This is a genomic window from Pseudomonas bharatica, from assembly GCF_048586865.1.
Lineage (GTDB): Bacteria > Pseudomonadota > Gammaproteobacteria > Pseudomonadales > Pseudomonadaceae > Aquipseudomonas > Aquipseudomonas bharatica.
The window spans coordinates 151,458-167,228 of the sequence record NZ_JBMAWR010000007.1; the positions used below are offsets into that span (position 1 = coordinate 151,458).

The 15,771-nt window shown below is 63.4% G+C and carries 13 protein-coding genes; all 13 read left to right on the top strand.

The window, feature by feature from the left end; genetic code table 11:
* Window positions 1–244 precede the first annotated feature (244 nt).
* On the top strand, window positions 245–781 hold the full coding sequence (locus tag ACKLLE_RS11270) for a sigma-70 family RNA polymerase sigma factor (RefSeq protein ID WP_420057957.1): 537 nt from the start codon (window positions 245–247) through the stop codon (window positions 779–781).
* Window positions 778–1,725, top strand: coding sequence for a FecR domain-containing protein (locus ACKLLE_RS11275; protein ID WP_420057958.1), 948 nt, complete (start codon window positions 778–780; stop codon window positions 1,723–1,725). Before ACKLLE_RS11270 ends, ACKLLE_RS11275 begins: the two co-directional genes overlap by 4 nt.
* Before the next feature lie 79 nt (window positions 1,726–1,804).
* Complete coding sequence (locus ACKLLE_RS11280; protein ID WP_420057959.1) at window positions 1,805–4,219, top strand: TonB-dependent siderophore receptor; 2,415 nt, start codon at window positions 1,805–1,807, stop codon at window positions 4,217–4,219.
* 427 nt (window positions 4,220–4,646) lie between these two features.
* Window positions 4,647–5,984, top strand: coding sequence for an NAD(P)/FAD-dependent oxidoreductase (locus tag ACKLLE_RS11285; protein ID WP_420057960.1), 1,338 nt, complete (start codon window positions 4,647–4,649; stop codon window positions 5,982–5,984).
* A 144-nt stretch (window positions 5,985–6,128) separates the two neighbouring features.
* Window positions 6,129–7,160 (top strand): polyamine ABC transporter substrate-binding protein, encoded by a 1,032-nt coding sequence (locus ACKLLE_RS11290; protein WP_420057961.1) that lies wholly within the window; start codon window positions 6,129–6,131, stop codon window positions 7,158–7,160.
* 38 nt (window positions 7,161–7,198) lie between these two features.
* Entirely contained in the window at window positions 7,199–8,209 is a 1,011-nt protein-coding gene (locus ACKLLE_RS11295) for an ABC transporter substrate-binding protein (protein ID WP_420057963.1), read from the top strand.
* Window positions 8,210–8,302: 93 nt separating this feature from the next.
* Window positions 8,303–9,385 (top strand): ABC transporter ATP-binding protein, encoded by a 1,083-nt coding sequence (locus ACKLLE_RS11300; protein WP_420057965.1) that lies wholly within the window; start codon window positions 8,303–8,305, stop codon window positions 9,383–9,385.
* Window positions 9,382–10,263 (top strand): ABC transporter permease, encoded by an 882-nt coding sequence (locus ACKLLE_RS11305; protein ID WP_009399650.1) that lies wholly within the window; start codon window positions 9,382–9,384, stop codon window positions 10,261–10,263. The genes ACKLLE_RS11300 and ACKLLE_RS11305 overlap by 4 nt, the downstream gene beginning before the upstream one ends.
* Window positions 10,264–10,267: 4 nt before the next feature.
* Entirely contained in the window at window positions 10,268–11,083 is an 816-nt protein-coding gene (locus tag ACKLLE_RS11310) for an ABC transporter permease (protein WP_420057966.1), read from the top strand.
* Window positions 11,080–12,561: a 2Fe-2S iron-sulfur cluster-binding protein gene (locus ACKLLE_RS11315; RefSeq protein WP_420057967.1), complete on the top strand. Its 1,482-nt coding sequence runs from the start codon at window positions 11,080–11,082 to the stop codon at window positions 12,559–12,561. Before ACKLLE_RS11310 ends, ACKLLE_RS11315 begins: the two co-directional genes overlap by 4 nt.
* Complete coding sequence (locus tag ACKLLE_RS11320; protein WP_279896960.1) at window positions 12,558–13,727, top strand: NAD(P)/FAD-dependent oxidoreductase; 1,170 nt, start codon at window positions 12,558–12,560, stop codon at window positions 13,725–13,727. Before ACKLLE_RS11315 ends, ACKLLE_RS11320 begins: the two co-directional genes overlap by 4 nt.
* 92 nt (window positions 13,728–13,819) lie before the next feature.
* A complete protein-coding gene (locus ACKLLE_RS11325; protein ID WP_420057969.1) occupies window positions 13,820–14,611 on the top strand; it encodes an IclR family transcriptional regulator in 792 nt (263 codons plus the stop codon).
* A gap of 103 nt (window positions 14,612–14,714) precedes the next feature.
* Complete coding sequence (locus tag ACKLLE_RS11330) at window positions 14,715–15,749, top strand: zinc-dependent alcohol dehydrogenase (RefSeq protein WP_420057970.1); 1,035 nt, start codon at window positions 14,715–14,717, stop codon at window positions 15,747–15,749.
* Window positions 15,750–15,771: the final 22 nt, after the last annotated feature.

Sequence of the window (15,771 nt, forward strand, 5' to 3'; positions counted from 1 at the left end):
CCTGCAGAATTCCAACCTGCTGATCGTTAACGTGGTGATGCGGTGCGCTGCGGCTACCCACACCATGATGCCGTTCAAGCAGCTGACAACGTTCAAACCGAATACCGCGAGGTAAAGACCGTTTTAGCCTGAGGCGCTGGTGCGCAGATAAGTAATGGCGCAGTAATTGCCCGGTAACCCTTGTCTAGGTATAGTGCGATCCATTCTCAAATGCGATTGACTCGCCATACAGGACGTCTGCCTCATGGATTCGGTCTCTCACCGCGATTGCACGACCCATGGCGACATCAGGACGTTGTACGTCGAGCACCATTCCTGGCTGCAAGGCTGGCTGTTGCGGCGTATGGGCTGTCGCAGCGATGCGGCTGATCTTGCCCACGACACCTTCCTGCGCCTGTTCGCCCCGTCCGCAGTACCCCGTGAGTCAGACCTGCGCCAGCCGCGCGCGTACCTGGCCACGGTCGCCCGTCGCCTGATGCTCAACCTTTACCGCCGTCGCTCGATCGAGCAGGCGTGGCTGCAGACCCTGGCGCAACTGCCCGAACAGTGGGCACCGTCGGCGGAGGAGCGGTACCTGATTCACGAGGCGCTGCAACTGATCGACTCGCTGCTGAACGGTTTGCCGCCGCTAGTGCGTCGGGCGTTCCTATTGTCGCAACTTGAAGGGCACACCTACCCGGAAATCGCCACAGCACTCGGTGTCACCGTGCGCAGCGTGCAGCGCTACCTGACTCAGGCCATGGAGCACTGCATGTTGCTGGCCCTGGCAGAAGAGCTATGAGCGAGCTGCCGCTGGAGCGGCTCATCGTGCGTGAGGCGGCGCGCTGGTACATGCGCCTCAACGGCGCCGAGCCTGACCCGGTACAGCAGCAGCGGTTCGAGCGTTGGCGCAGCCAGCACCCGGATCACGAACGCGCCTGGCAACTGGCGCAGCGTGTCAGCCAGCAGTGGCAGGGGATCCCGCAAGGTGTCGTGCTGCCGACACTGGAGCAGGCCGACCGGCTCAACCGCCGTGCAGGCCTCAAGGCGTTGATCCTGCTGATGACCGCCGGACCTGCCGCCCTGGTGGCTTGGCGTCACAGCGACTGGCTGGCAGATGAGCGCACTGCGATCGGCGAGCAACGGCAACTGACCTTGGTCGACGGTACGCACCTGTTCCTCGATACCCACACCGCCGTGGACATCGGCTTCGATGCCACGCGACGCCTGCTGCACCTGCGCGCCGGTGAAATCTACGTCACCACTCACCCCGACAGCCTCGGTCGGCCTTTGTGGGTGCAGACCGAGCAAGGGATCATCCGCCCCGTGGGCACGCGGTTCAGTGTGCGCCAGCAAGCGGCGGACTGCCGGGTCAGCGTGTTCGCGGGTGCGGTCGATATCCAGCCGCGCCAGGGCGGTAGCCCAGTGCGACTGGACGCGGGGCAGGCTGCGTCCTTCGACAACCGCCAGGTGTCGCGCTCCGAATCACTGCCCGTGGGCGCGGGTGATTGGGTCAACGGCGTGCTGCGCGTCGAAAGCATGCCGCTCAGCGCCTTCGTCGAAGAGCTGAACCGCTACCGGCCAGGCTTGGTGCGCTGCGAACCCCAGGTCGGGCAATTGCTGATCACCGGTGCGTTTCAGCTGCGCGACACCGATCTGATCCTGAGCGCCGTGTCCCGCGCCTTGCCAGTGCAGGTGGTGTACCGCACCCGCTATTGGGTGACGTTGCAGGCACGCAACGTCTGACAATCTTCTCCAGGGCTGTCCTGTTTTATCGCGCTCGCGTGTCCTCAAGGCAAACAGGTCTAATCGATGCGGAGTCTGCATGCCTTCTTCCTTTCGTTCCTCACCTCTTGCTTCCACCGTTCAGGTGACTGTCCTGGCGCTAGGCGCCAGTGCCAGCCCACTGTTGTTCGCTGCGGACGCTCGGCTTTACGCCATTGCGCCCGGCCCGCTGGGCCAGGTGCTGTCCAGCTTTGCCGCCCGTGCAGGCATCAACCTCGCTATCGACCCGGCCTTGGTGCAAGGTCGTCAGAGCGCGGGCCTGCAAGGTAGTTTTGCGCCTCAGGAGGGCTTCGTGCGCCTGTTGAATGGCAGTGGTTTGCAGGCGATAGGCCAGGGCAGCGGTGTTTACGTGCTGGCGGTCATCCCGCAGACCGAGGCGTCGTTGCAACTCGAGGCCACCCAGATCATCGATAGCCGTAGCTCCGAAAGCAGCGCTGACGGGCCGGTGCAGGGCTACGTGGCCAAGCGCACCACGGTCGGTAGCAAGACCGACACGCCGATCAATGAAATCCCACAGAGCATATCGGTGATTACCCGAGACGAAATGGACCAGCGCGGCGTGCAGGACTTCAACGCCGCCGTGGCCTACACCCCTGGCATTCGCGCGCTGGATTACGCGGGCGGGCAAGGTGCGCCGGACATCTTCCTGCGCGGATTTCGTGCCTTCAACCTGTTCGGCCTGTATCAGGATGGCCTGCGCACCGGTTTCAACCAGTACGACACCAACTTCGAGACCTTCGGCCTGGAGCGAGTGGATGTGATCAAGGGACCGGCCTCGGTGCTGTTCGGGCAAATGGCGCCGGGAGGCGTGGTCAACATGACCAGCAAGCGCCCGCAGGAGACACCCATTCGCCATGTGGAGGTGCAGGGCGGCAGCTTCGACCGCCGCCAACTGGGCCTTGATGTGGGCGACCAACTGGACAGCGACGGCACCCTGTTCGGGCGCCTGCTGCTGCAACGGGATAGCGACACCCAGGTCAGGCATGCCCCCGATGACCGCACTTTCGTGGCGCCCTCGCTGACCTGGAAGGCCGACGATACCAACACCCTGACCTTGCTTGGCAGCTACAGCAAGAGCCGCATTGGCGGTTCCGAGCAGAGTTTTCCCGCTATCGGCACGGTGCTGAAGAGCCCCTACGGCCACATAGATTCAGACACCGATCTGGGCTGGAAGGGCAGTTACTACCACAGCGAAAACACCTCGATCGGCCTGCAGTACGAGCACCTGTTCAACAACGACTGGAAGCTCAAGCAGAACCTGCGCTACATGCACTCCAGCGTCGGTTACCTCTCCAGCGGCCCGGACACGGTGCTCAACGCCGATGGGCGCACCCAGGATATCGGTCTGCAGAATCGCCCGAAAAGCAGCGACACCTTCCTGGTCGACAACAACCTGCAGGGCCTGTTTGACAGCGGCCCCTTGCAGCACACGCTGCTGGTCGGGCTGGACTACTCGCACTACAAGGCCTTCGAGACGCGCCGCAACGGCGACCCCGAACCTGGATTCGAAATGATCGACCTGTACCGCCCGGTTTATGGCGGCGGAGCGATCTGGTACGACCCGCTGCAACGCGACACCGACACCCGCCTGCAACAGGTCGGACTGTATGTACAGGACCAGATCAAGCTCGACCGCTGGGCCTTGACTCTCGGCGGGCGCCAGGACTGGTCAACCGCCAGGGAGAAGGGCGTGTACTTCGGCACCGAGCAGGTCGACACCGTGCAGCGCGACCGCGAGTTCACCGGTCGCGTCGGGCTCGCCTACCTGTTCGACAATGGCATCACGCCTTACGTCAGCTACACCACCTCGTTCCAGCCCAACCCTGAAGCCGACCGCAATGGCAAGCTGTTCAAGCCCACCGAGGGCCGTCAATACGAGGTGGGGGTGAAGTACCAGCCGCCGGGTTATGACGCTTTCGTTACCGTCTCGGCGTTCGACCTGCTGCAAACAAATGTTTCCACCACCGACCCGCTCAATCCCGGCTTCTCGGTCCAGAGTGGGGAGGTGCGTTCGCGCGGGCTGGAAGTGGAGGGCAAGGCCAGTCTCGGCCGTGAACTGAACCTGCTGGCGTCCTACGCCTACCTCGATGCCGAAATCACCGAAGACAACGCCTTCAAAGGCAACACGCCGCGGGCGATTCCGCGCAACACCGCGAGTCTCTGGCTCGACTACACCGTCGCCGACGGTGCATTCAAGGGCGTGGGCATGGGCCTCGGGCAGCGCTACGTCGGCTCTTCGTACAACGTCCAGCACACGCTGAAGACACCGCATTACAGCCTGACCGACGCCACCCTGCGTTATGACCTGGCGGGCATTGGCCTGGACGGCACGCGAGCGTCGGTCTCGGCCAGCAACCTGTTCGACAAGCACTACTTCCAGCCAGGGTTCTACGAGAACTCCGTGCTCTACGGGAACCGCCGTAACGTGATTGCGACCCTCAGTTACGACTGGTGATTGCGCCAAGTGGGCAGGGCGAGCGGATGAGGTCTATCGCCCTTGCAGCTTGTCCCCCGCCCACATGACCGATTTCGTATCGATCCACGCTATCTGCGTTGTCGAATCTGTGGGTAACCCGGCGGCAACCTATGAAAGGGCGGGGTATTACCTTCCGCCCGTCGGGATACACGTCCAGCGCTATCAGCTACGCATAGTCATTTCTGCATCCCGCAGCATCGTCTCGTGGCTATCAACGAGCAGCCGAACAGCACCTCCTACGCCCCGCAGGCGGTTGTTCGAAAAGCACGGCTTGTTTCTGGCGATTCCCCTTCCTAAATCAAAAAAAGAAGGTCGATACCATTCATTCGATTGACATGGATCGATATGTGGCGGATTATTTTTGTTAAGTGATTTTGTCGAATCGCACAGCGATACGGAGTCTAAATTGTACGATCCTCTTGTCAGTGCTACCCCAGGCGCAGGAATGCCACATTCGCCCTCCTATTGGGTTGATACAGCGGGTGAGGCCCCGGATGACGATGGCCCGATCTCGGGTGCAGTCGATGTAGAGGTTGCCATCATCGGGGCCGGCTACACGGGGCTCAGTTGCGCGCTGCATCTGGCTCGTGATCATGGGATCAATGCCGTGGTGCTGGAGGCGAATCAGGTGGCCTGGGGGTGCAGCGGTCGTAATGGCAGTTTTGCGCGTATTTCCGGTGGTCGTGTGCCGCTGGCACAGTTGATCAAGCGCTACGGCGCAACCAGGGCCAAGGCCTATTTCGAGGAGATGTCCGACGGGCTCAACACCGTTCGCGGACTGATCCGCGACGGAGCGATCGCCTGCGATCCACAGCCCGATGGCGTTTACAAGGTGGCGAGCCATGCGTCACACGTCGAGGCACTCAAGCACGAGGTGGGCCTGTACAACGATGTATTGAACTACCGCGCCGAGTTTGTCAGTGGCAGCCAGGTGCATTCGGTGCACAGCGGCGCCGAAGCATTCGGCGCCTTGTATATGCCGGACGGGTTTTCCATGCACCCACTCAAGCTGGCCTGGGGGCTTCACCGCATGGCGCGCACGGCCGGTGCCAGGGTGCACACCTCGTCACCGGTGATGGAGTGGCACAGCAGCAACGGTGTTCATCGTTTGGTCACGCCTGGTGGTGTGGTTACGGCCCGCAAGGTCGTGGTGGCGACCAATGGCTACACCTCGCCAGCACTGAACAAGGCCACTGCCGGACGTGTGCTGCCGGTTCATTCGCAAATCATCGTGACCCGCCCCCTGACTTCGGAAGAGAAGCGGCTCAGCCTTCCAGGCAGCGAATGCATGTTCGATACCCGCAACCTGCTCTCGTATTACCGACGCCTGCCGGACGACCGCATTTTGTTCGGTGGACGCAGCGCCATCACCGGTCGGGAGGCGGACGATCCTCGTCACAGGCAGAACCTGCACGACGCGCTGTGCCGCAAGTTTCCGGTACTGGCCGGTATTGAAGTGGATTACAACTGGGGCGGCTGGGTCGCGGTCAGCGAAAACTCGCTGCCCTTCATCTGCCGGGTGCCGGGGCTCGACAACGTGTACGCCGGTGGTGGTTATGCCGGTAGCGGTGTGTCGTTCTCGGTGCAGACCGGCAAGCGCCTGGCGCAGATGCTGACGGGGACAACGCAGCCCACCTCGATCGATTTCCTGCACCAGGTTCCCAAGCGTTTTCCCTTCCAGCCGTTCCTGCGGTTGGGGCAACGCATGACCTACGCCTGGTATCGGTTCAAGGATTCCCAATAGGCTTTTCGCATCCCGTATGTTTGCGGTAGAGGCCGGAATTAGAGAGGCACAAGTGCTGCCTCCGTCATTATAAAAAGAGTGGTTCGGGTGATTTCGCCCCGCGTTCGATTCAACTGTCTAACTAAAATAACTCAGGAGTTGAAAATGCATTCGATCAATAAGCGCTTGGCTGGCGTGGCGCTGGCCTTGTCCGTGTGTTCCGTGGCCCCTGTGCAGGCTGCGGGTACCGTTACATTCGCTGGTTGGGGCGGGGCGTTGCAGGACGCTGAACGCAAGGCCTATCTCAAACCGGCAGAGGCGGCCCTGGGGATCAGGATCCAGGAAGACAACATGGACGGTCTGGCTGCAGTGCGTGCCCAGGTGATGTCGGGCAAGCCGAAGTGGGACGTGGTCGAGCTGGCCTCCAATGATTGCGTGCTCGCCCAGGAACAGGGCCTGACCGAACCCCTCGATTACTCGGTGATCAGCACCGAAGGCGTGGCAGCCAACTTCTACGGCAAGAACTGGATCGCCAGCAATGCCTACTCCACCGTGCTGGCCTGGGCCAACGATGCCAACGGCAATGCGCCAAAAACCTGGAAGGAGTTCTTCGATCCCCAGGTCAAGGCCTCCCGCGCCATGTATCGCCAGCCCTATACCACGCTGGAGCTGGCCCTGATCGCTGACGGTGTGTCCCCCAAGGCCCTTTATCCATTGGATGTCGACCGTGCCTTCAAGGTGCTGGAGCGTATCAAGCCGCAGGTGGTCAATTGGTGGCGCAGCGGTACCGACTCCGCGCAATTGCTGCGCAGCCGCGAAGTGGATGCCCTGGCGATCTGGGCCTCGCGGGTCGAAGACCTGAAGAAGTCCGGCGAGAACGTCGACTACACCTATGATCACGCGCTGCTCGACTACGACTGTGTGGTCGTGCCCAAGGGCGCGCCGAACAAGGAACTGGCCATGAAGCTGATTGCGCAGATCATGAAGCCGGAAAGCCAGGCGACACTGGTCACCCTGATTCCGAACCCGCCCATCAACGTCAAGGCCTACGACACCGACATCATCCCGCCCGCCATGGCCGCGACCTTGCCAACCGCACCTGCGAACGTCGACAAGGTGGTGTTCTTCGACCCGGTCTGGTGGCAGGCGCACCAGGCGGAAGTCCAGCGTCGTTTTGACTTGTTCATCCAGAATTGATGGGAGGCTCGGATATGTCCGGTTTCAAGAGGAAAACTTTGCATACGGCCGTCGTGGCCGCATTGGCCCTGGCCGCAAGCTGTACCGCGCTGGCCGACAGCCTGACGTTTTCGGGCTGGGGTGGGGCATTGCAGGATGCCGAGCGCAAGGCCTACCTGGAGCCTGCGGCCAAGGTGCTGGGCGTGACGATCAAAGAAGACAACATGGATGGCCTGGCGGCGGTGCGCGCCCAGGTCATGTCGGGCAAGCCGAAATGGGATGTCGTGGAGCTGGGCAGCACGGAGTGCGCCCAGGCCCAGCAGGAAGGCCTGGTCGAACCCCTCGACTACTCGGTGATCGATGCGACTCACGTCGACAAGAGCGTGGTCAGCAGTCACTGGATCGCCAGCCATGCCTACGCCACCGTCGTGGCTTGGGCCGATGACACCGGTGCTCCCGTGGCGAAGAACTGGCAGCAGTTTTTCGATCCGCAGGTCAAGGGCGCCCGTGCCCTGTATCGGCAACCCTGGTTGACCATGGAGGCGGCGTTGCTGGGTGACGGCGTTGCGCCGAAAGACCTGTATCCGCTGGATGTCGAGCGCGCCATCAAGGTGCTCGAGCGGATCAAGCCACAGGTGGTCAACTGGTGGAGTGCCGGTGCCGACTCGGCGCAGCTGTTGCGCAGCCGCGAGGTCGACTTCCTGGCGATCTGGAACGGACGGGTGAATGATGTCAAGGCCAGCGGCGAGAAGGTGAACTACAGCTTCGACGGCGCCCTGTTGAGCCATGACTGCCTGATCGTTCCCAAGGGGGCGGCCAACAAGGACCTGGCAATGAAGCTGATCGCCCAGATCATGACGCCGCAGAGCCAGGCAGCCCTGGCGACGCTCATTCCCTACTCGCCGGTCAACAGCCAGGCATACCAGGAGCCGGTGATCACCGAGGAACTGGCGGCACGCCTGCCCACCTCGCCGCAGAACATCGACAAGGTGGTCTCGGTGTCTCCCGAGTGGTGGGTAAGCAATCAAGCTGCCGTTCGCCAGCGCTTCGCCTTGTTCCTGGCGCATTGACGGTTGCTGCCAGACGCGAAGTAAGGAGGGGCGCCTCGGCGTCCCTGCTTCAATAAAAAGGGCTGAAGTTGCCCGTTTGTGCCGAGTGTGTGTATGTCCGAAGACCCTAAACTTTCGATGTCGATCGACATCGAGAACCTTACCAAGACCTACGACAGCTTTGCTGCGTTGGATGATGTCTCACTCTCGATCAAGAGTGGCGAATTCCTTTCTCTGCTCGGTTCCTCGGGGTCCGGCAAGACCACGCTGCTGATGGCGCTGGCCGGTTTTGTTCGCCCTGACGCCGGCAGTATTCGCTTTGGCGGTCGGGAGATGATTTTCGAGCCGCCACACAAACGCGATGTCGGCATGATGTTCCAGAGCTACGCACTGTTCCCGCACATGAACGTGTTCCAGAACGTCGCCTACCCGCTGAAGCTGCGCGGTTACGCACGCGCTGAAATTCGCCAGCGGGTGGAGCAGGCATTGGCCACGGTAGAGCTCGACCATTTGATCGAGCGAAATATCACCGAGATGTCGGGTGGTCAGCGCCAGCGGATTGCCCTGGCCCGGGCCATCGTCTTCGAGCCGAAGATCCTGTTGATGGATGAGCCGCTGTCGGCGCTCGACAAACGCCTGCGGGAAACCATGCAACTGGAACTGCGCCGCTTGCATGAGCGCCTGGGCATGACCGTAGTCTACGTGACCCATGACCAGCGCGAAGCCTTGACCATGTCCGACCGCATTGCGGTGATGAGCAAGGGCAGGATTCGCCAGATCGATACGCCGGTGAACCTCTACGAGCGCCCGGCCAATCGCTTCGTTGCAGAGTTCGTCGGCGAGTCGTCCTGTCTGCCGGTGGTGGCGCACGAAGGGGGCGCTCGATTCCAGGGACGTTCCCTGGCCACTGTCAGCGCGGTGGCCGGGCTCAAGAACCCTAGCCTGGTGGTTCGTCCGGAAAAACTGCAATTCGTTTCGGCCGATGCCACTGAGTACAACCAACTTTACGGCCATGTCACCGATGTGATTTTCCAGGGTGAGAGCCAACTGGTGCAGATCGACCTGGGCGAGGGCATGTCGGTCGCCATCCGCCGGCCGACCCGCAGCTCCGAAAGCGGCCGCCTGCCAGCCCGTGGCGAGGCCGTGGTGCTTGGCCTGCACCCGCAGGACACCCTGGTGGTTGGAGACGAACCATGAGCATTGGCGATCTGGACGCGTTGAATGCCCGTCGCTTGCGCAGTGCCGAGCGGCGTCACCGCTGGTATCTGTTCGGCTCGGGATTGCCTGCGTTGCTGCTGGTGCTGCTGACCTTCGTCCTGCCGATCGGCTGGTTGTTCTGGCTGTCGTTGTTCGATGCCAACGGCCAGTTGACGGTGGAGAACTATACCCGGCTGCTGGAGCCGATCTATGTGCTGACGTTCGTGCAGACCTTCAAGATCAGCATCATTGTCACCATCGCCTGCGTGCTGATCGGCTACCCCTACGCCTACTTCATGGTCAAGGGCGCGCGCTGGCTGGCCAACCTGGCCATGGGGCTGCTGCTGGTGTCGCTGTGGACCTCGCTGCTGGTGCGTACCTATGCGTGGCTGATCATCCTGCAGCGTCGCGGTATCGCCAACGACCTGCTGATGAGCCTGGGCCTGACCGACACGCCGCTGGCACTGGTGCATAACCTGACCGGCACGGTGATCGGCATGGTGCACATCATGCTGCCATTCATGATCCTGCCTCTGTATGCCGCGATGAAGAGCATCGACCCGATCTACAACCAGGCGGCTGCCACCTTCGGCGCGTCGCCTTCCCGGGCCTTTCGCGATGTGTTCCTGCCGTTGTCGCTGCCGGGGCTGGCGGCCGGTGCCACCCTGGTATTCGTGATCACGCTGGGCTTCTATGTCACGCCTGCGCTGCTGGGTGGTGGCAAGGTGCAGATGATCTCCATGCGGATCGAGAGCGATGTCTCGATGTATGCCAACTGGGGAGCGGCGTCTTCGCTGGGCGTGGTGCTGTTGCTGGCCACCCTGCTCATGTTGTTCATCGTCAAGAAGGGCGCCGGCCTCAGCCGGCGCAGCGAGTGAGATCATGATCGGATTCAAGCAAACCCTGATGGCTGCCCTGCGTGGTTCCTGGCTGTACGTGCTGGTCCTGGCGACCATGCTGTTCCTGGTCCTGCCGACCCTGATCGTGATTCCCATGTCGCTGTCCGATGCGCGCTACCTGAGTTTTCCGCCCAAGTCGCTGAGCATCGAGCCGTTCTTCAGCTATTTCGCCTCCCTGGAGTGGCGCAGCGCGACGGTGGTGTCGCTGATCACCGCGACGCTGACCATGCTGCTGGCCACCACGCTGGGCACGGCGGCCGCGTATTCGCTGCATGTCACCCAATCGCGGCTGACGGGCGTGCTGCGTGGCCTGCTGATGGCGCCGATGATCGTGCCGACGATCTTCATCGCCATCGGCCTGTTCTTTGTCTATGCCCGCATGGACATGAACAACACCATCCCCGGCCTGGTGCTGGCGCACACGCTGTTGGCGCTGCCTTACGTGGTAATCAACGTCAGCGCCGGCCTGCGCAGCTACGACATGACCCTGGAGCAGGCCGCATGCATTCTCGGGGCGACCCGGCTGCGGGCGTTCTTCGACGTGACCTTGCCGCAGATCCGCTTTTCGGTGATCGCCGCCGCCATGTTCGCCTTTGCCATCTCCCTGGACGAAGCGGTGATCTCGCTGTTCATCAGTGGCGGTGACAGTTCCACCCTGACCAAGCGCATGTTCAGTTCGCTGCGCTCGGAGATCGATCCGCTGATCGCGGTGGTGGCGACACTGATGACGCTGCTGTCGATCAGCATGCTGTGCATCAGCATCATGGCCCAGCGCAAGGCCCGGAGGGCGGCGGCATGAGGGGTGTCGACCTGCGGCTCGAACACGCCAGCGGCGAGGTGGTCGGGTTCTTCTGGAACGGTCGCCCGGTTCAGGGACGCCGGGGCGAAAGCCTGGCCGCGGCCTTGTTGGCCAACGGCATCAAGGTGCTGGCCTGGACGCGCAAATCCCACCGGCCGTTGGGCTACTCGGGCAATTACCTGAGCGGGGTGCTCGCGCGGGTGGATGGCGTGCCCAACGTGCGTCTGGACTTGTTCCCGGTGGCGGCCGGAGTGCGGGTGGAGATGCAGAACTGCTGGCCGAGCCCGGCGTTCGATGTGTTGCGCCTGTCGCGGCTGATCCCGTCGGGCTGGATCCAGGGCGGTTTCGAGCACACCAACCTGGTGCCCAGTGGAACGGCGTTGTTCCAGCGTTGGGAAGCGATCCTGGCGTTTCTGGCCGGGTCGGCCAGGCCGGCCACCCCCACCGGGGAGGTCGCAGTGCCGCCGGCCCGTCGCTTGAGCGCCGGGCGCCTGGTGATCGGTGGCGGGCCCGCCGGCTGCGCGGCGGCCAACGAGGCGGCTGCGCAAGGGCTGGATGTGGTGCTGGTCACCCGTGGTCATGACCTGGCGCGGTATGCCCGGGCCGCCGGCCTGGCTCGGCCAGTCCTGGATGAGCGGGTGACGCTGGTCACGGGCGTCGAGGTTTTTGGTGCCTACCGCGAGGGCGAGCTGCTGCTGGGCGCGCCTCATGACCCAAGCCTGGGTGCGCTGGCGCTCGAAGCCGAGGAGATTGTCCTCGCCACCGGACGGCGCGCCTGCCCGCCGGTGGTCCCCGGTATGTGGCTGCCGGGGGTGATGGAGGCACGCACGGCCCTGATCATGGCCAGTGAGCAGGCCGTGGCGCCGGGCGAGCGGGTGGTCGTGGTGGGCAACGGTGATCAGGAGGCATTGGCCAGGCGCTTGCGCCAGTTGGGCGTGAAGGTCGTGGCGGTGCGCCCGTTGGGCGATTTGCGTCGGGTAGCGGGGCGCAACAGGGTCAAGGCAGCGTATTTTGCCGAGCGCATTACCTGCGATGCGCTGGTACATTCCGGCCCTTGGTTGACAGAGGCCAGCCTGACCTTCCAGGGTCGCGCCGAAGGCTTGCTGCAGTTGCGCGAGCAGCGCCCTTGCGACTGGCAAGTGGTGGGGGCTGCCGCCGAGCCGGACCAGCCGGTGCCCGTGGCGGCGCCAGCGTCCCGTCACACCTTGTTGTGCCCGTGCTTCGACGTGTCCAGCCATGAGGTGCAAGCGCTGGTAGAGCAGGGCATCACCGATCTGGAAGTGATCAAACGCCTGACCTCGTGCGGCATGGGCCCTTGCCAGGGACAACCCTGCTGGGATTCGCTGCGCGCCTGGGTCAGTGCCCGAAGCGGTATCGCCCTGGAGCTGCTGGCCAGGCCGACGCTGCGCCCGCCACGCCGGGCCCTGAGCGTCGCTCAGGCCGCGGGCCTGGCCGATGTAGTCGAGCCTTTGAAATGAATACGCCTAATCCTTTGCCTGCCAAGGCATCGATCATCATTGTCGGCGCAGGGATCCAGGGCCTGTCGCTGGCGTTCAATCTGGCAGAACTGGGCGTGCGCGACATTCTCGTGCTCGACGCCGGCTACTGGCAGGGCGGTGCCTCGGGCCGCAACGGTACGCTGATTCGCGGTGCCTTCAGCTCTCCCGAGTGGACACGTTTCTTCGCCCATTCCTGCGAATTGTGGCAAGGCCTGTCCAGGCGCCTGGGCGAGAACGTCATGTATTCCCGCCGCGGCTACACCATGGTGGGCGAGCGCAGTGCCACGGCCGGATTGCTCGACCGCACGCTGGCCGTGCACAAGGAATGCGGGATCCATTCCCACCTGCTGACACCGGGCCGGTTGCGTGAAGTGCTACCCGCCCTGGCCCATGAACGGGTGAGCGCGGCGTTGCACCTGCCTGACAGCGGCGTGGCGCCTCACCACGCGGCCATGCATGCCTATCGCCGGGCGTGCGAGGCCCGGGGCGTAAGCATTCACTATCGCACCTGCGTCACCGCCATCGACCAGAGCGCCGGGCGGGTTGCCGGGGTGCGGGTCGGCGACCAGCGGATTGCCAGCGACACCCTGGTACTGGCCGGTGGTGCCCAGAGCAATGCCCTGGCGCAGATGGCCGGAGTACCGCTGGATGGCTACCCGATGCGCCTGGAGGCCATGGCGCTGGAACCCACGCGGCCCCTGATCGGTCCGGCCGTGGCGTTGCTGGATCGGCTTTGCTATATGCATCAGACCGCGCGTGGGGAAGTGGTGGGAGGGGCCGAGGTGGCCGAGCGCCCGCAACACACCCTGAATGCCGATGTGCCCGTGATGGCAGCCACCGCGCGGGCGTATCTGGAGATGTTTCCGCAACTGGGCCACGCCCGGATCCTGCGCCAATGGGCGGGGCTGGTACACATCTCCAAGGATTTCGGGCCGCTGCTGGGCGCCCATCATGCGTTGCCGGGGCTGTTTGTCAGCGCTGGCTGGTGTTATGGCCACGCAGGCGCTCCGGCTGCCGGCGAGCTGTTGGCCAAGGCAATTGTCAGCGGGCAGGTGGACGAGCGCATGCGCCCGTTCGCCGTGGACCGATTCGAACTGAACCGGCCAGTGGTAGAACCTGGCATCGTACTGAGTCATTTCGAATGAGCGAGCCAAACGGGTACCGTACGCCCTCGAACCCGCATAACCTGAAACGTACCGTGATGCGTATGCCGATGCTGCAGAATAAGGATAAATCCATGAGTTCCCTGGAAGACTCACCACTTTTCATCACTGCCCTGTCGAAAGGGCTTTCGATCCTGACGGCATTCCGAGCCGGGCGGCCGAGCATGAGCCTGGTCGAGCTGGCCGAACACACGGGGCTGAACAAAAGCACCGTGCAGCGTTCCGCCTTTACCCTCGAAGCGCTGGGCTATCTGTACAAGGAGCCGGTGACCAAGCGTCTTCGCCTGGCGCCCAAGTCGCTGGACCTGGGCACCGGCTACCTGCAGACCAGCGAATTGATCGAGCGCTCCAATCCGTATCTGCATGAGCTCAACCGCAATGTCGAGGAAAGCTGCAACCTGCTCGAACCCTGCGGGTTGGACATGCTCTACGTGGCACGTTTCCCAAGCCACAAGCAGATTGCCATCCACATGCCGTTGGGCCGGCACCTGCCCATGTACTGCACATCGGCGGGCCGTGCTTACCTGGCAGCGCTGCCGGAAGACGAGTCCGACGCGATCCTGATGGCCTCCGAGCGTCAGGGCTATACCGCCAGCACGGTGACGGAACTGGACCAACTGCGTGCGTTGGTCGCCGAAGCCCGCAGCGCCGGGTATGCCTATGCCCAGGAAGAGTACTTCGCCGGCGATATCAGCGTTGCCGCCGCCGTGGTCAATGCCGATGGCTATCCGTTGGGCGCGGTCAACATTTCCGTGCCGTTCAGCCGCTGGACCCTCGAGGACGCGCGTAGCCAACTGGCGCCCAAGGTCATCAACACCGCCCGAAACATAGCCAGCGCGGCGCGCAGTTTACGCCCCGTGGGCTGACGCCCCGGGGACCCCCTTGCACCCGCACACCCTGCTGCCGGCCCTGGCCGGCGGTATAGGTGCCCCATTGCCCGAAACCCAGGCGTACGTGAAGGAGAGAGTTATGAGTCAGACCATGAAGGCTGCGGTCCTGCACGCTGTAGGTGAGCCGCTGCGTATCGAGCAAGTGCCGATTCCGAAGCCCGGCCCCGGCGAAATCCTCATTCGTATCGCGGCCTGTGGCGTGTGCCACAGCGACCTGCATGCGATTGACGGCGACTGGTCCGCATTGCCGACGCTGCCGCTGATCCCCGGTCATGAAATCACCGGGCATGTGGCGGCCCATGGTGCCGGTGTCAGCGAACCGCCGATCGGCGCAGCCGTCGGCATGCCATGGATGTACAGCGCGTGCGGCACCTGCGAGTTCTGCCTGGGCGGCATGGAAACCATCTGCGCCCAGCGCGAATCCACCGGCTACAGCAAGCAGGGCGGCTACGCCGAGTACATGGTGGCGCCGGCCGCCTTTGTCGCCACCATCGAGCCGGGGGTCGATCTGTACGCCCTGGCGCCCATCCTCTGCGCCGGAGTGACTACATACCGGGGCCTGAAGCGCTCCCGTGCCCGGGCGGGGCAGTGGGTGGCGGTCATGGGCATCGGCGGCCTGGGCCATGTGGCGGTGCAGTATGCCGTCGCCATGGGCTTGCGGGTGGCGGCCATCGATGTGTCCGCCGACAAGCTGGAACTGGCACGCAGTTATGGTGCCGAGTGCCTGGTCGACGCCCTCGACAACCCGGTGGAAACCCTCAAGCGGCACATCCCGGGTGGCGTCCACGCGGTACTGGTGACGGCCACTGCCAATGCCGCCTTCGAGCAGTCGGTGAAGATGCTGCGCCCTGGCGGCACGGCGGTGTTCATCGGCTTGCCCGGTGGCGATGCCGATACGGTGCGCGCATCGATCTCCAGCATCAGCGGCTGGGAGCTGTCCATCACCGGCTCGAACATCGGCACCCGGCAGGACCTCAACGAGGCGGTGGCCTTCGCCGCCCGCGGCCAGGTCAAGGCCCAGGTCAACCTGGAGCGCCTGGACGACATCAACGACATCTTTGCGCGCATGCGTCAGGGCCAGTTGGTGGGCCGCACGGTGCTGAAAATTGCCTGAGCTATTCACCTTCAACAGCATT